The organism is Bartonella sp. AA74HLJMH (genome assembly GCF_042197045.1).
GTDB lineage: Bacteria > Pseudomonadota > Alphaproteobacteria > Rhizobiales > Rhizobiaceae > Bartonella.
In genome coordinates this window covers 1-16,108 of record NZ_JBHIRJ010000023.1, presented here as the reverse complement: position 1 = coordinate 16,108, position 16,108 = coordinate 1, and the positions used below count along the sequence as shown (strand labels likewise).

Annotated in this window: 12 protein-coding genes, 2 tRNA genes and 2 pseudogenes; 10 read left to right on the top strand and 6 right to left on the bottom strand. The window is 38.4% G+C overall.

The window, feature by feature from the left end:
• Positions 1–137: 137 nt before the first annotated feature.
• Positions 138–212, bottom strand: a tRNA-Asn gene (locus ACFINH_RS08305).
• A 184-nt stretch (positions 213–396) separates the two neighbouring features.
• Here ACFINH_RS08305 and ACFINH_RS08300 point away from each other — a divergent pair.
• The 6 genes and pseudogenes from ACFINH_RS08300 to ACFINH_RS08275 all read left to right on the top strand — a co-directional run.
• Positions 397–470, top strand: a tRNA-Cys gene (locus ACFINH_RS08300).
• A 220-nt stretch (positions 471–690) separates the two neighbouring features.
• The gene (locus ACFINH_RS08295; protein WP_375632626.1) at positions 691–1,365 is read left to right on the top strand and encodes a protein-L-isoaspartate O-methyltransferase; all 675 of its coding nucleotides are present in this window, start codon (positions 691–693) and stop codon (positions 1,363–1,365) included.
• A gap of 66 nt (positions 1,366–1,431) precedes the next feature.
• The gene (locus ACFINH_RS08290; protein WP_375613721.1) at positions 1,432–2,724 is read left to right on the top strand and encodes a TolC family outer membrane protein; all 1,293 of its coding nucleotides are present in this window, start codon (positions 1,432–1,434) and stop codon (positions 2,722–2,724) included.
• Between the two features lie 252 nt (positions 2,725–2,976).
• The gene (locus tag ACFINH_RS08285; protein WP_375612445.1) at positions 2,977–3,531 is read left to right on the top strand and encodes a DUF2497 domain-containing protein; all 555 of its coding nucleotides are present in this window, start codon (positions 2,977–2,979) and stop codon (positions 3,529–3,531) included.
• 137 nt (positions 3,532–3,668) lie between these two features.
• Positions 3,669–6,392, top strand: a complete 2,724-nt coding sequence (locus ACFINH_RS08280) for a valine--tRNA ligase (protein WP_375632625.1) — start codon at positions 3,669–3,671, stop codon at positions 6,390–6,392.
• A gap of 1,040 nt (positions 6,393–7,432) precedes the next feature.
• Positions 7,433–8,220: pseudogene (locus ACFINH_RS08275) on the top strand (tetratricopeptide repeat protein); the annotation flags it as partial.
• A gap of 105 nt (positions 8,221–8,325) precedes the next feature.
• Here the strand turns inward: ACFINH_RS08275 and ACFINH_RS08270 are convergent.
• From ACFINH_RS08270 to xth, 5 genes are all read right to left on the bottom strand, one after another.
• Positions 8,326–9,072 (bottom strand): amino acid ABC transporter ATP-binding protein, encoded by a 747-nt coding sequence (locus tag ACFINH_RS08270; protein ID WP_273791447.1) that lies wholly within the window; start codon positions 9,070–9,072, stop codon positions 8,326–8,328.
• Positions 9,073–9,083: 11 nt separating this feature from the next.
• Positions 9,084–9,800 (bottom strand): amino acid ABC transporter permease, encoded by a 717-nt coding sequence (locus ACFINH_RS08265; RefSeq protein WP_273791448.1) that lies wholly within the window; start codon positions 9,798–9,800, stop codon positions 9,084–9,086.
• A gap of 2 nt (positions 9,801–9,802) precedes the next feature.
• Positions 9,803–10,555 (bottom strand): amino acid ABC transporter permease, encoded by a 753-nt coding sequence (locus tag ACFINH_RS08260; RefSeq protein WP_375632624.1) that lies wholly within the window; start codon positions 10,553–10,555, stop codon positions 9,803–9,805.
• A gap of 141 nt (positions 10,556–10,696) precedes the next feature.
• On the bottom strand, positions 10,697–11,602 hold the full coding sequence (locus tag ACFINH_RS08255; RefSeq protein ID WP_375632623.1) for a transporter substrate-binding domain-containing protein: 906 nt from the start codon (positions 11,600–11,602) through the stop codon (positions 10,697–10,699).
• A gap of 124 nt (positions 11,603–11,726) precedes the next feature.
• Positions 11,727–12,509, bottom strand: coding sequence for an exodeoxyribonuclease III (gene xth, locus ACFINH_RS08250; protein ID WP_375632622.1), 783 nt, complete (start codon positions 12,507–12,509; stop codon positions 11,727–11,729).
• A 491-nt stretch (positions 12,510–13,000) separates the two neighbouring features.
• Between xth and rpsL the strand changes: the two genes are divergently transcribed.
• The 4 genes and pseudogenes from rpsL to ACFINH_RS08230 all read left to right on the top strand — a co-directional run.
• Entirely contained in the window at positions 13,001–13,372 is a 372-nt protein-coding gene (gene rpsL, locus ACFINH_RS08245; protein ID WP_005773262.1) for a 30S ribosomal protein S12, read from the top strand.
• 18 nt (positions 13,373–13,390) lie between these two features.
• Positions 13,391–13,861, top strand: a complete 471-nt coding sequence (gene rpsG / locus ACFINH_RS08240) for a 30S ribosomal protein S7 (protein WP_273791452.1) — start codon at positions 13,391–13,393, stop codon at positions 13,859–13,861.
• A gap of 24 nt (positions 13,862–13,885) precedes the next feature.
• Positions 13,886–15,970, top strand: coding sequence for an elongation factor G (gene fusA / locus ACFINH_RS08235; RefSeq protein ID WP_375632621.1), 2,085 nt, complete (start codon positions 13,886–13,888; stop codon positions 15,968–15,970).
• 62 nt (positions 15,971–16,032) lie between these two features.
• Positions 16,033–16,108 (top strand): annotated as a pseudogene (locus ACFINH_RS08230) (elongation factor Tu); the annotation flags it as partial.

Here is a 16,108-nt window from a genome sequence, read left to right as displayed (position 1 = left end):
GAAACATTAGAAACATTGTGCGAAGCGTGCTTTATAGAGAAATGTTAGAAAATCCTATTCCCTAACTTTTATTTACGCGTCCCTCACTGTAAAAAATATATGGAAAATCAATAAATTATTTGTGATAGAAAAGAATGTGGCTCCCCGGGCCGGATTCGAACCAGCGACCAACCGGTTAACAGCCGGTTGCTCTACCGCTGAGCTACCGGGGAATGGTGCCCAATCATCTCGTTGAAAAGGCTATAGCAAAGCAATACTGATTTGCAAAGGATAAAATTACTTTTTTTAAAAAAATATGATAAATTGTGTAATAAGAGGAAAAAAGGCGAGAGAATATTTCTACACCTTGACGGATGCGTTGCCTTCCCTTATTGAAACCTTTATGTTTGTTGACGAGGCCTCGTGGCGGAATGGTTACGCAGAGGACTGCAAATCCTTGTATCCCGGTTCGATTCCGGGCGAGGCCTCCAGCCGATTTTAAACGAAACGGCTTTTAAGGGAGATGAGGTATAGGAAAATAGATTATTTCCCTCTATTCTTGTGAAGACACTTTTGTATGAGAGATTATACAGTTAAAATCTAATTGTTGACTGTAGCATCCTTTTTTGTAACGCCCATAGTTTAAGAGATCTTTATCCCTTATTGTCGCTGTTTTGTTTGTTTTTTGTAGGTTAGGAGAAAATATTCGTTATGGTTGCAGATTTTGCTGAGCTTCGTCGCAAAATGGTTGACAATCAAATTCGTACAGTCGATGTAACGGATTTATCAGTTCTTGAAGCCTTTTTAACGGTATCTCGTGAAGATTTTGTATCGGAAGATATGAAAGTGTTAAGTTATCTTGATACTGATATTGTTCTATGTCCAGTGCAAGATGGGGTTCCTGCACGCTATTTGATGAAACCTGCGTCTCTAGCGAAATTACTACAGCTTGCCGCTGTAAAATCATCAGATGTTGTTTTAGATATTGGTGCAAATAGTGGTTATTGTGCAGCGTTGCTTGCAAAACTTGCAGGGTCTGTGATTGCGCTGGAAAGTGATAAATCTCTCTTTGAACGTGCTCTTGAAGCTTTAGAACGGAATCAATGTGATAATGTGGTTGTCGTTCATGGTCCATTAGAGAAAGGATATGCCGTTGAGGGACCTTATGATGTGATTTTCATTGAGGGATCTGTTGATTTTATTCCTCAAGGTATCTTTGATCAAATGAAAGACTGTGGACGTCTTGTTGTGGTTGAAGGGCATGGAAATGCTGCTGTTGCACAAATCTATATAAAAGAAGATGGGATCATCTCGGCTCGTCGTGCTTTTAACCTCGCTGTAAAGCCTCTTCCTTGTTTTTTCAAAACACCTGGTTTTGTGTTTTAGTGCTTGTTTGTTTTGTGAATAAAAGATAATTTTGTAATTTATTTGGGGTTTGTTATTGTGTGTATTATGTTTAGAGTAAACAAGAAGTTTCAGGCGTGTTTATTGCTGGTGTTGAGTGTTTTTCTATCAGAGGCTGTTTGTGCTGAAACATTGATGGATGCCTTTTCTAAGGCTTATAAATATAATGCTAAGTTGAATAGTGAACGTGCAGCTGTGCGTATATCCAGTGATGATGTTGTCATTGCGCGATCGGGGCTATTGCCACAGGTTGAGGGGGTTGGGAACTATGGGCGCAATAAGTCTTTTACAGGTCCTTATGTCACTTCTGGATCTATAGGAGTGAGATTAAATCAAAGATTATTTGATGGTTTTATCACGCAAAATATCTTTTCTTCAGCTCAAGTTAAGTTGCAGGCCCAGCGTGAATATCTTCGTAATGTTGAACAAAATACGTTTCTGGAGGCGGTGACCGCTTATGCTAATGTCTATCACGCACGTCGTGTTGCCGATCTTCGGAGAGAAAATTTGGCAGCTCTTGAGGAACAAGTTCGTTCAAATAAAGCAAAATTTGATGTGGGTGAAGGAGGGCATGTTGATCTTGCTCAAGCTCAAGCTGCACGTTCCGTGGCGGTTTCAGAGCTGAGTCTTGCTCGTTCTGATGTAAAAGCAGCAGAGGCAGTGTATCGACAAGTTATTGGTTCTGATCCTGAAAAGTTAAAACGCCCACCTGTAGCCAAAGATTTTCCCGTCAACCTTGATATGGCTTACCAAATGAGCGTTGTGATGCATCCAGCAATCCTTTATGCTAAATATTTAGTCGATGCGAGTGTTTATAATGTAAAGGCGAAAGAAGGGGCATTGCTCCCTAAAGTTGATTTTTCTGCAACTGCATCTTATAATCGAATCTACAGCGGGGTTGGAGAAGATGGCGTTTCTAAATCGATAGGGTTGTCAGTAAGTGTCCCAATCTTTGAAGGAGGGCGTACGTCTGCGCAAATTCGCCAATCAAGGGAACAGCTTGGACAGGCGCAGCTTCAACTCGATTTGGCGCATAGTAATACGCGACAAGCACTTACTTCTGCTTGGTTTCAGTTGGAGGGCGCACGCTCATCTGTTGTTGCTTACCGTGAAAGTGTTCGTGCTGCTGAAATTGCTCTGAAAGGTCGTGTTCAAGAAAATCGCGTAGGGCAAGCAACGACGCTGGATGTTTTAAATTCTCGTACTCTATTGATTAATGCTCAGATTGCGCTTGCAATGGCAGAGCGTAATGCTGTTGTGGCGAGCTATAGTGTTCAATCTTCTATTGGTAAATTGACTGCAAGTTATTTAGGTTTAAAAACAATTAAATATATCCGATAATACATAAAAGTATCTCTTTGAATCTTATTAAATTATTTTAGTTTTTAAAAGATTAGTAAATCAACAGTTGAATATGTTGAAAGATATTGCGGCGAGATATTATTTTTATAAGTGTAGAAAACTGTGTGTAGCGCCCTCTTTATGACAAGCATATTTGAAAATATCGTAGGAGGCATGTTGATCTTATAATTCTTTTGCATACACTGAAAATATGATTCTATTTGTTGTTGCGTCTTTGAGAGGTTGTAAAGTATGGTACAGAGTTCAAGCGTGTTACGTGAGCCAAGTATGGATGAAATTTTAACATCTATTCGTGAAATAATCGAAGAAAATGCGGTTCAATCTGATCACTTTTTAAATGAAGATGTTGCAGTGAATGCTTCAGAAGTGGCATCCGAGGGTATTTATGATACAACCTTATCGGTTGATGATGCTATGAAAGCTTTAGCTGATCGTATTGGTCTTTCTTCTGAAAATCAAGGAGGGAAGATAACGCAAGAGAAAGAGGATATAGAGGCAGAAAATAATACAGTTGGTATGGATATGCAAAAGATGAAGCTTTCTTCTGAAGAACGGAATTCTGTTTATAAAGCAAAAGAATATGAAGATGAGATAAGGAAATCACAGTCAGACGCTGGAAGGGATGGTCATGTGGAATTGTCTGCATATTGTATTTCTTCTGCAGAAAAGATTGCAAAGGATGTATTGCGTCCGGCTATAGCAGAATGGTTACAGTCTAAATTGCCTATTTTGCTGGAAGATATTTTGCGTGAAGAGATTGTGAAGGCGATTAAAAAATCGTCTTAATTATTTTTATGTTTTTCATTTTATGGGGATTTTGTTTGCGATTTTGCGAGCTCTCTAGTGAATGGCTGAGATTCACGAGATTCTGATCAGGTTTTGATCATATATTGTGTTTTTCAGCGGCGTTATGGATGGATAGAATGTTAGAAAAAAACTATGATGCTGCCTCTATAGAGCAACGGGTTGCAAAGAGATGGGAGACTCGTGGGGCTTTTAAAGCGGGAGCTGGTTCTAAAAGCGGTGCAGAACCTTTTTGCGTTATGCTTCCTCCTCCTAATGTTACGGGCTCACTTCATATGGGGCATGCGCTCAATACGACAATTCAAGATATAATAGTTAGATTTCAGCGGATGCGTGGCAAAAATGTGTTGTGGCAGCCTGGTATGGATCATGCTGGGATTGCTACGCAAATGGTTGTGGAACGTCAACTTGCAGAACGTCAAGAGCCAACGCGTCAAGAAATGGGGAGAGAAAAGTTTATTGAGCGTATTTGGGAATGGCGTTATGAAACTGGAGGCGTTATTGCAAACCAGTTGCGTCGCCTTGGGGTTTCATGTGATTGGTCGCGTGAGCGGTTTACAATGGATGAGGGGTTGTCGCAGGCGGTTCGTGAAGTCTTTGTCACGCTTTATAAGCAAGGGTTGATATATAGGGATAAGCGCCTCGTCAATTGGGATCCTAAATTGTTGACAGCTATTTCAGATCTTGAAGTTGAGCAAAAAGAAGTTCAAGGACATTTGTGGCACTTTAGATATCCACTTGAAGGTAAAACTTTTGATCCAAATGATGCTACAACTTTTATAACAGTGGCGACAACACGACCAGAAACAATGCTTGGTGATACAGGAATTGCTGTTAATCCTGAAGATGAGCGTTATAAAAATCTTATCGGTAAAAATGCTCTTTTGCCGCTTGTTGGTCGTAAGTTATTAATTGTTGGTGATAGCCATGCTGATCCTGAGGCTGGAAGTGGTGCTGTAAAAATCACACCGGCTCATGACTTTAATGACTTTGAAGTAGGACAGCGTAATCATTTACGCTTGATCAATATTTTTACCCAGCAAGCCGAGATTTTTCTTCGTGAAAATGAAGCATTTTTCGATGGTTTGATTTTATCAGATGAATTAAAAATGTTAGTAGAAAACCTCGATAAATCTGATCGTTTTGTTGCTCGCCAGAAGATTGTTTCTTTGATGGAAGAACAGGGATATTTAGCTTCTGTTGATGATCATACCCATATGGTTCCTCATGGAGATCGCAGTGGTGTCCCTATTGAGCCTTTTTTGACAGATCAATGGTATGTTCATGCTGCTGAATTAGCAAAGCCAGCGATAGAGGCTGTTCAACAAGGCAAAACGCAGTTCGTTCCAGATAACTGGAAAAAGACGTACTTCAATTGGATGGAAAATATTCAACCTTGGTGCATTTCTCGCCAATTATGGTGGGGACATCAGATTCCTGCTTGGTATGGTCCTGATGGAACGGTTTTTGTTGAAAAAAGTGAAAAAGAGGCTTTAGATTCAGCTTTTGCTCATTATGGTGAGGTTGTTGAATTAATCCGTGATCCGGATGTTTTAGATACTTGGTTTTCATCAGCTCTTTGGCCTTTTTCAACATTAGGATGGCCAAATAAAACGACTGAATTATCTACTTTTTACCCAACATCTTTATCTGTGACAGGATTTGATATTATTTTTTTCTGGGTTGCTCGTATGATGATGATGGGACTTCACTTTATGGGTGACGTTCCTTTCCCAACGGTTTATGTGCATGCTCTTGTACGGGATCAAAAGGGTGCAAAGATGTCAAAATCAAAGGGAAATATTATTGATCCCTTAGAGCTTATTGATCAATATAGTGCTGATGCACTTCGGTTTACTTTAGCTATTATGGCAGCACAAGGTCGTGATGTAAAACTTGATGTTTCCCGTATTGCTGGTTATCGTAATTTTGCTACGAAATTGTGGAATGCTACCCGATTTGCACAGATGAATGGTGTGAAGCATGATCCAGCTTTTAAACCAGAACAAGCAAAATTGGCGCTTAATCGTTGGATTTTAACAGAGTTATCTAAAACAATTTCAGCAGTTACGACTGGTATTGAACACTATAAATTTAATGAGTCTGCTGCCACTCTTTACCGTTTCATTTGGAATACATTATGTGATTGGTATTTGGAGCTTCTCAAACCTATTTTTCAGGGGGAAAATGAAGATGCTAAAAATGAGGCTCAAGCTTGTACTGCTTGGGTTTTAGATGAAGTTTATAAACTTCTTCATCCTTTTATGCCTTATATGACGGAAGAGTTGTGGTCTCTTACAGAAACGCAAGCCATCAAGCGTGAGGATATGCTCGCATTGACAAAATGGCCAGAGGAAACATTGATAGATGAAGAAGCTGCTGATGATATTAATTGGCTTATTGATGTCGTCACAGGGATTCGGTCTGTACGTTTTGAAATGAATATTCCAGTGGCTACACAAGCACCTCTTGTTGTTGTCGAAGGAGGGGAAGTAACGCGAGAGCGTATGAAGCGTTATGATGCACTTCTTAAAAAATTAGCGCGTATTGAAGTTATTGATTTCTCTGATAAAGTTCCGGAAGTATCAGCACAAATGATTTTGGGAGAGGCTGTTTTTTGTTTACCATTAGGACAGTTGATTGATTTGGAGGCTGAACGTGTTCGTTTGAGGAAGGATGTCAGTAAAATTGAACAAGATATTGAAAAAATATCGCTTAAGTTAAACAACCCCCAATTTATAGCAAATGCAAAAGCAGAAATTGTTGAGCGTGAGCGGAATAGGGTTGTAGAACTGCGTGCAGCGCAGAAAAAAATATTTGTTGCTTTAGAGCGGTTAGATTGATTTCAACTTTTTATTTTTTTGATAGATAATTGCATACCAGTAGGGCTAGTATAGATCTTCTTTAAAAGGAAACTTTTTCTTTTGTTAGTTTTTCATGAACGATCATAAAATCTCTACTGAAATCCATTGTTTTATGTTTATCATTAAAGAGACATCTTTTAAGGCATCCAAGCTTATTCCACGACGTAGATCATGAATGGTATAACGGTAAATCTATTGAGCTTCCCTTCTTTATGCTTGTGAAGTAACAAGCGCTGGGGGCACCATTCTGTCCAATATCCGGACAACCCTTAGCTCAAACCGTTCGTAAGAGGCATTTTTAGTTCTTTCTTACACAGAGTTTTTATCCACATAGCTCTCTCTACTTGTAATGTGCAAGCGGATGGTTTTGATTGATTTAACATGGAACAAGTTTGGAATGAGAGAATCTTACGATATTCGAGGTCCTCATTCAACATGCAAAATGGTAAAGTATCATTAAAATCAATATCTTGTTTTATTTCTGTAAAATATCATCATTTAGAGTAGCAATATAAGGCATGTAAAATTACATATGTGGTATTTTTTGTATGTAGTGGTGAGTATTCTGAGGTAAAACTTGTGTGTAAAGTATGAAGTAACCCCATGTGAAATGATGTTAGGTGCAATCCGTTAAACAAAAAGCTGTATTGTTTATAGATTGACGGAGGCAAAAAACTTCATCTTTAAGGTGGTAAGGCAGTCGTGAAGTTATAAGTTAACTATCATCATTATATTTATCCATCTTTCGTATTGTTTTTTATACTCAAACGTTTACCATTCATCATGTATTCTCTTCGTTCTCAAGTTGCTGTTTAATGCACGTTATTCTATTGAACGATTTTTGCTCATACGTATAAAATTTTAAGATCGATAAATCCTATTGGATGGTTTTTATCTATTTGTTTTTTCTTTTAAAATTTTTACTTTAAAATTGCGTATGCTTCTTACTAAGAAAAAGAGTTTAAATATCTACAAAGAAATTTGTAACAGATATAATCATTAAAATTGAGGTAGGGGGAATGGTTAATAGGTTTCAGATATGGAAAAAAGTCACGATTGTTGTGATTTTAGAGGAATTCTTTTCGACTGTTTATGTAATAGATGTCAATAGCTTGCAAGAAGCGAATGATGGTTCGTTTTATTTTTTAAAACGTGGCATGTCTGTTTATAAAAATGGGCATATAACTCAGGCTATTGCAGCATTACGTTGTGCTGCTAAGAGAGGCTATATTGGTGCGAATTGGAAACTTGGCTCTATCTATGCAAACGGTGATGGTGTCCCTAAAAATGATTATAAGGCATATAATTTTTTTGCATATATTGTTGAAAAAGGTGCTGATCTTGGTTCAGAGGATGAAAGTTATGTTTCTGATGCATTGATTAAACTTGCCGGATATATAAAAAAAGGTATTCCTCAATCACCTGTGAAACCTGATCCTTCTTATGCTTCTCATCTTTATATGCAGGCTGCGGTAAACTATGGAAATCCTAAAGCTCAGTATCATTTAGGAAAAATATTTTTAAAGGGAGAGGGAAGGGAGAAAAATCTTATACAAGCAGCACGATGGTTTCAACTTTCAGCAAAAAAAGAAAATCCTTCTGCCCAAGCAATGCTTGGAAATATACTGCTTAAAGAAGGAAAAATTGTCCGTGGGGCAGCAATGTTAACTGCTGCCTATAAAAAGCTAACGTAAAAGACGAAAATTGGATTCACCCTTTGCAAGAAGAGGCTTTTGCTCTTTGTAATGAATCTGAGAGACGTACAGCAATTTCACTGGTTGCTGAGATTTTAAAGAATAACAGTTTTTTAACATCTGATTGTAATATTTTTACATTCTCTCATCTTATATTAAACTCTGTTTTCTTGTATACAAGTTTATAGTAAAGATAGCTTTTTTTGATAATCTAACGGCTAATGACTTAGGATTTTAGACAAAAATTCTTGCGTTCTCGGTTTTCTTGCTTGCGGATCAGAAAAGAACTCTTTAGATGAGCAGTCTTCAAGAATTGTTCCTTGATCTATGAAAATAACACGCTCCGATACTTTTTGTGCAAATCCCATTTCATGGGTTACACAAATCATCGTCATACCTTCTTCTGCTAAGCTAATCATGACATCGAGTACTTCACCTACCATTTCAGGATCTAGAGCAGATGTTGGTTCATCAAAAAGCATGACAAGTGGATCCATAGTTAAGGCACGTGCAATAGCAACACGTTGTTGTTGCCCTCCAGAAAGTTGACCAGGATATTTATCTTTGTGTTCAATGAGTCCAACGCGTTCAAGATATAACAATCCACGTTCAAGTGCTTCTTTTTTGCTTCGTTTTAGGACTTTGATTTGTGCAATTGTCAAATTTTCTGTGACAGATAAATGGGGGAAAAGCTCGAAGTGTTGAAACACCATTCCTACCTGACTTCGCAATTTAGGCAGATTCGTTTTTTTTGAATGAACTGGTATTCCATTAATCCAAATTTCACCTTTTTGAAAAGGGACGAGAGCGTTAATAGTTTTAATGAGTGTTGACTTTCCTGAGCCTGATGGACCACAAACGACAACGACTTCTCCTTTATTAATGTTGGTTGTACAGTTTTTAAGGACTTTAATTTCGCCATACCAATTAGAAACATTTTTTATTTCGATCATGTGAGTAGACATTTTTTTTCCTGTTAGCGAATAATGGATACTTTTTTTTGTAAATACAAAACTATTTGTGACAGTGTAAAACAGATAACAAAATAGAAAATAGCTGCTAAGATATAAGCTTCTTGCTTTACACCAAAATTATTAGCAGCAATATCAAAACCATTCAAAAGGCTATGACCACTGATGGCATAAACAAGGGTTGTATCCTGAAAAAGGATAATAACTTGTGTTAAAAAGACTGGAAGCATATCTCTAAAGGCTTGAGGAAGAATGACAATGTACATACTTTGCCAATATGTCATTCCAAGAGCTTGTCCTGCATATTTTTGTCCTTGCGGAACTGAATTGATTCCAGCACGCATAATCTCAGCAAAATAAGCCGTTTCAAATGCGGTAAAGGTAATGAGTGCTGATTTATTTGCACCGATGGATATACCGGTTAAAAAAGGCAGAAGCACGAAAAACCATAAGATAACCATCACAAGTGGTATTGAACGCATAGCTGTTATGTAACCTATTGCAAACCAAGAAAGAAGTTTTATGGAAGAAAGGCGCATCATTGCTAAAAGCGTACCGAAAACAAACCCCAACACCGTTGCAAAAAGAGTTAGAAAAACGCTAAAGAGTAAACCTGATAAAATGTAAGAACGAAATACATCAAAGGTAAAAAAGGAAAAATCAAAGTCGGAAAAATTGAAAGGAGAATAAAGTCCAAACTGAGAGCTTATGAAATTCATCATATTCAATTTCCCTTTGTTTGAAAATTAGGAATTTTGAGTATTTGTTCAATGACTGTCATCACAATGAATACGAATAAGGCTATTAGAATATAAAGAGCCGTAACAAGTAAATAATTTTCGTAAACATGGCTTACCTCTTCAATTGCTTGGTATTGAAATTGCATGAGCTCATTTATTGAAACGGCGAATGCTATAGACGAATTTTTCACAATGCCCATTGCTTCTGAAGTAAGAGGTGGCATAATTGCACGTATAGCACGTGGTAGTATAATATAGCGATAACTTTGATAAGTTGTAAATCCCATTGCCATAGCAGCATAGCGTTGTCCAGAAGGAATCGCTTCAATGCCTGAACGAACCTGTTCAGCAATGCGTGCAGATGTAAAGAATCCCAATGCGCATGTTATTAAGAGAATGGGGGAAAATTTCATCGCTGGTGGATAAATCTTCGGAACAACAAAATACCACAAAAACACTTGTACAAGGAGGGGAATATTACGCATAATCTCTACCCAAATAGTACCAATAGTGCGAAATATATAATTGATTATGGATGTTTTGGGTAAAGTGCGCATTGTTCCTATAATAACACCACACAATACAGCTAATATAAGTGAAGTGATAGACAATATAATTGTATTTTTTAAGCCATCGAGAAGTGTATCTAAATAGGTATGACTTACGCCGGGAGTTCCCAAGCATCCTGTTACCAATGTTTGAGTAAGGTCATCTCTACAAAGGAAAGAAAAGTCCATTAATTGATATTCCCTCAAATTAGTCATTCACAAATAGGACAATAAACCACGCGCATCTACATAGTCCAGATTTATTAAAAAGTGAATTAAAATATAAACCACACTCAATTTCAAAAGAGTGTGGTTCTTCTTTATTAAATTCTATAAATCTTTTTCTGCGTAGCTTTCTCGAGGCTTATTATTTGGGTGATCCCAAGCATATCTTGTTTGTTTTGACAAGGGAAGGTTCATAACAGTGTTAGCAGGTGGGATCGGTTTCATAAACCACTTATTATAAAGCTTTTCCAGTGATTCATCTTTAATCTGACGTACGATACTATCGTTGATTGTTTGTTCAAATTTTTTGTCATTTAATCTGAGCATACAGGCAATAGGTTCGACTGAAAGTACAGTATCAAGAATGACATAATCAGATGGATTCTTTGATTTAGCAATATGTCCAGCAAGAATTGAAGCGTCCATGACAAAAGCATCTGCCTTACCAGATTCTAATAATAAAAAACTATCTCCGTGATCTTTCCCCTTTAAAACTTTAAACTGAATGTTTTTTGCACGTTTATTTTTACGAATAAGTTGAACAGATGTTGTACCGGTGGTCGTTGCAACTGTTTTTCCATTTAAATCCTCAAGAGATTTAATGTTAGAGTCTTTCTTTACAGCAATCCGAACCTCTTCAATGTATGTCGTATAAGCAAATGCTGCTTCTTTACTGCGGGCAATATCATGTGTTGTTGAGCCGCACTCAAAATCATAGGTTTTATTTTTTAAGAGAGGAATTCTATTTTGAGAAGTGATGGGAAGATAATGAATTTTAATTGGTTTACCAATTTTTTTTGAGATATCATCAATGATCCGTTCTGCCATTTCTGTATGAAAACCTACATATTTATTATTACCAAGGGCGTAGGCTAAACCAGATGATTCACGGACACCTAAAGTAATTTCCCCTGTTCGTTTTATTTTTTCAAGAGTATCATGTTCAGCATGCGCGAAACTTGAGAATCCAATGGTCGTTGCTGCAATAAGCATTAATAATGATTTCTTCATTTATGTCCTCCATTCATTTATTTTTATTTTATTTGCTTAAGATATACTGTTTATATGCTGTAGCATAGTTATTATTTTTGAGTGGAATTTTTTTGTTGTCTCATGAAATGAGGATTTTACTTTCTTAATTGATATTAAGGTGAATCCAAACAGGAACGTGGTCGGATGGTTTTTGATATCCCCTTACTTCTGTTTGGCTATGAGCGCAAATTAATTGATCAACAGCTTCTGGTGATAATAATAAATGATCAATGCGAATCCCATTATTCTTAGGCCAGGCACCTGCCTGAAAATCCCAAAAACTGAAGGAGGGAGTATCGGTGACATTCCGGATAGCATCATAAAAACCTAAATGAAGAATACGTTGGAATGCTTTTCTTGTTTCTTGAAGAAATAAGGCATCTTGATACCATTCTTGAGGTTTTTTTGCATCTAATGGAGTGGGGATGACATTATAATCACCCGCTAGAATAAGGGGTTCTTCATACGCAAGCAATGATTTTGCATGTGTATATAATCTTTCCATCCATTCTATCTTATAGGAATATTTTTCACTCTCAATAGGATTCCCATTTGGCAAATAGAGAGATGCAACACGAACAACACCTTTGTTTGTTGAATAAACTGCTTCAATGTAACGTGTTTGTTTATCATTATCATTGCCTGGTAATCGACGGATCACTTCATCTGGTGTTTTTTTAGAGAGAATCGCAACGCCATTAAAACTTTTTTGTCCGTGTGTTTCTATATGGTAACCTAAACTTTCAATTGCATCGCGTGGAAAATTTTCATCAATACTTTTAATTTCCTGTAAACAGACTATGTCCGGCTGGCTTTGCTGCAGCCATTGACATAATGTTTCATGTCGTGCTTTTATCCCGGCAATATTCCACGTTGCTATTTTCATGGCGCTCATCATTAGATATCAAATATGCAATTCAATTTACTGCATTTATGTTTTACTACAGTCATATCGCTACTTTTTTATTTATAGGGATATTACTTATGGTAAATTGATTTATCAAGAGTAGCGGTAAAAGCAAATTTAAAGCTTTAAAATTTAATTTATTTTCATTTTTAAAAACTTTCTGCTGTTTAGTTCTTGACGAATGTACGTGTTCTCGCTATTAGAGATGGATATAGCCGATGTGGGTGTAATCAGGTGCTTTGGATATGAACCGGAAGATTATTCACAGGTGTTAAGAAGATTAAAAGTAAATCCTAGTGCAAAAGGCTACTGCCTTCTCTGCTTATGGTCGGGTAAACTGTTTTTTGCAGGTGTGCCCGATTTTGTGTGTAGACTTAAATATCTGTTCCGATTCTGTTGGGGTGGATGGAAATGAAAATAGAAAAGCCCGATTGGGTGAGAAGAATATAGATCAAAAAGAGGAAGGTTGCATGCCTACCGTAAACCAGTTGATTCGTAAGCCGCGTGTGGCGCCAGTTAAACGTAATAAGGTTCCTGCTCTGCAGTCGAATCCGCAGAAGCGTGGTGTTTGTACGCGTGTTTATACGACAACGCCGAAGAAACCTAATTCTGCTCTTCGTAAAGTTGCTAAAATTCGCTTGACGAATGGATTTGAGGTGATTGGTTATATTCCTGGAGAGGGACATAATCTTCAAGAGCACTCTGTTGTGATGATTCGTGGTGGTCGTGTAAAAGATTTGCCAGGAGTTCGTTATCACATTATTCGTGGTTTGCTTGATACCCAGGGTGTCAAGAATCGTAAACAGCGTCGTTCAAAGTATGGCGCAAAGCGTCCAAAATAATATTGAGAGACAAAGCCAATGTCCCGTCGTCATAGAGCAGAAAAGCGTGAGATTAATCCAGATCCAAAATTTGGTGATTTGGTTATTATGAAATTTATGAATGCCATTATGTTTGATGGTAAAAAATCAGTTGCAGAGCGTATTGTTTATGGTGCACTCGATTCTGTAGAAAAAAGAGTAAAAACAGATCCTGTGGCTCTATTTCATCGAGCTTTAGAGAATGTTGCTCCTCATATTGAGGTTCGTTCACGCCGTGTTGGTGGTGCTACTTATCAAGTTCCGATTGATGTTCGTCCTGATCGTCGTCAGGCTCTTGCTATTCGTTGGTTGATTGCGGCGGCGCGTGGTCGAAATGAAACGACGATGGTTGAGCGTTTATCTGGTGAATTGATGGATGCGGCTAATAATCGTGGTTCTGCCGTGAAAAAGCGTGAAGATGTTCATCGTATGGCTGAAGCTAATCGTGCTTTTTCTCACTATCGCTGGTAGAAGTTTTAAACTAAGGCAAATATAATGGCTCGCGAATATAAAATTGAAGATTATCGTAATTTTGGTATTATGGCGCATATTGATGCTGGTAAGACTACGATGACTGAACGTATTCTGTTCTATACCGGTAAGAATCATAAAATTGGCGAGACCCATGATGGTGCTTCTACAATGGATTGGATGGAGCAGGAGCAGGAGCGCGGTATTACGATTACGTCTGCTGCAACAACGACGTTTTGGGAAGGGCAGGACGGTCGGAAGCGCCGCTTTAATATTATTGATACGCCAGGGCACGTTGATTTTACGATTGAAGTTGAGCGCTCTTTGCGTGTTCTTGATGGCGCAATAGCCTTGTTGGATGCAAATGCTGGTGTGGAGCCTCAGACGGAAACTGTTTGGCGGCAAGCTGAGAAATATCGCGTGCCTCGTATGGTTTTTGTTAATAAAATGGACAAAATAGGAGCTGACTTTTATCGTAGTGTGGAGATGGTTGGTTCTCGGTTGGGTGCTAAAGCGCTTGTTTTGCAGTTGCCGATTGGTGCTGAAAATGACTTTGAAGGTGTTGTTGATCTTGTAGAAATGAAGGCTTTAAAGTGGGATGGTTCTATTGGTGCCTCGGCAGTGATAAGTGAAATCCCCTCTGATTTAAAGGAGAAAGCTGAAGAATATCGCGAGAAATTGATTGAGATGGCTGTGGAGGTTGATGAAGCTGCGACAGAGGCTTATTTGGAAGGTGTTATGCCAACCAACGAGCAGCTTGTTTCTCTCATTCGTAGGGGGACAGTAGAAGTTCAGTTTCATCCGGTTCTTTGTGGTACGGCTTTTAAAAACAAGGGGGTGCAGCCACTTTTGGATGCTGTTGTTTCCTATCTTCCTTCTCCAGTTGATATTCCGGCGATTAAGGGTATTGATGTAAAGACTGAGGCTGAGACGACACGAGAATCTTCTGATGATGCTCCGCTATCTATGCTTGCTTTTAAAATTATGAATGATCCTTTTGTTGGTTCATTGACGTTTTGTCGTATTTACTCAGGTAAAGTTCAGAAAGGTATTTCTCTTGAGAATACTGTGAAAAAGAAGAAAGAGCGTTTGGGGCGTATGCTTCAAATGCATTCAAATTCTCGTGAGGATATTGAAGAAGCTTTTGCTGGTGATATTGTTGCTCTTGCAGGACTTAAGGAGACGACAACAGGGGATACTCTTTGTGATCCTTTGAAGCCTGTTGTTTTGGAGAGGATGGAATTTCCAGAGCCTGTTATTGAGATTGCAATTGAGCCGAAAACAAAAGCAGATCAAGAAAAAATGGGTATTGCTCTTAACCGTCTAGCGGCCGAAGATCCTTCATTTCGTGTTAAATCGGATGAGGAATCTGGTCAGACTATTATAGCTGGAATGGGTGAGCTTCATCTTGATATTATTGTTGACCGTATGCGGCGTGAGTTTAAGGTTGAAGCAAATGTTGGGCAGCCTCAAGTTGCTTATCGTGAGTCAATTACTAAAATGGCGGAAATTGATTATACGCATAAGAAGCAATCGGGTGGTGCCGGTCAATTTGCTCGTGTGAAAATTGTTTTTGAGCCTCATGATGGTGATGACTTTATTTTTGAGTCAAAGATTGTTGGTGGTGCTGTTCCTAAAGAATATATTCCCGGCGTCCAAAAGGGGATTGAGAGTGTTATGGGGTCAGGTCCTCTTGCAGGCTTTCCTATGCTTGGTGTAAAAGCGACTCTCATTGATGGTGGTTATCACGATGTTGATTCTTCGGTTTTGGCTTTTGAGATTGCGGCTCGTGCGGCTTTTCGTGATGGGGCAAAGAAGGCTGGTGCACAGCTTCTTGAACCGATCATGAAGGTGGAAGTTGTTACACCAGATGATTATGTTGGTGATGTTATTGGTGATCTCAATTCTCGTCGGGGACAGATTTCAGGAACTGAAGCGCGCGGCATTGCAACGGTTGTGAATGCAATGGTTCCTTTGGCGAATATGTTTGGTTATGTGAATACTCTTCGCTCTATGAGTCAGGGGCGTGCGCAGTATACAATGCAGTTTGACCATTACGAGCCTGTGCCTTCAGCTGTTGCTTTGGAGATTCAAAAGAAATACGCGTAATTTCAGGTTGGTAATTAATTTTTAACTTAGTCCTTGGCTTGGACGGAAAATGGAGAGCTCAAATGGCGAAGAGCAAGTTTGAACGAACAAAACCGCATGTTAATATTGGTACGATTGGTCACGTTGATCATGGGAAGA

Excerpts from the sequence above, each read along its gene's own strand:
- rpsL (WP_005773262.1), top strand. The coding sequence starts at position 13,001 with ATGCCTACCGTAAACCAGTTGATTCGTAAGCCGCGTGTGGCGCCAGTT.
- ACFINH_RS08260 (WP_375632624.1), bottom strand. The coding sequence starts at position 10,555 with ATGGACTTTTCTTTCCTTTGTAGAGATGACCTTACTCAAACATTGGTA.
- ACFINH_RS08295 (WP_375632626.1), top strand. The coding sequence starts at position 691 with ATGGTTGCAGATTTTGCTGAGCTTCGTCGCAAAATGGTTGACAATCAA.
- fusA (WP_375632621.1), top strand. The coding sequence starts at position 13,886 with ATGGCTCGCGAATATAAAATTGAAGATTATCGTAATTTTGGTATTATG.
- rpsG (WP_273791452.1), top strand. The coding sequence starts at position 13,391 with ATGTCCCGTCGTCATAGAGCAGAAAAGCGTGAGATTAATCCAGATCCA.
- ACFINH_RS08290 (WP_375613721.1), top strand. The coding sequence starts at position 1,432 with ATGTTTAGAGTAAACAAGAAGTTTCAGGCGTGTTTATTGCTGGTGTTG.
- xth (WP_375632622.1), bottom strand. The coding sequence starts at position 12,509 with ATGAAAATAGCAACGTGGAATATTGCCGGGATAAAAGCACGACATGAA.
- ACFINH_RS08285 (WP_375612445.1), top strand. The coding sequence starts at position 2,977 with ATGGTACAGAGTTCAAGCGTGTTACGTGAGCCAAGTATGGATGAAATT.
- ACFINH_RS08255 (WP_375632623.1), bottom strand. The coding sequence starts at position 11,602 with ATGAAGAAATCATTATTAATGCTTATTGCAGCAACGACCATTGGATTC.
- ACFINH_RS08270 (WP_273791447.1), bottom strand. The coding sequence starts at position 9,072 with ATGTCTACTCACATGATCGAAATAAAAAATGTTTCTAATTGGTATGGC.
- ACFINH_RS08265 (WP_273791448.1), bottom strand. The coding sequence starts at position 9,800 with ATGATGAATTTCATAAGCTCTCAGTTTGGACTTTATTCTCCTTTCAAT.
- ACFINH_RS08280 (WP_375632625.1), top strand. The coding sequence starts at position 3,669 with ATGTTAGAAAAAAACTATGATGCTGCCTCTATAGAGCAACGGGTTGCA.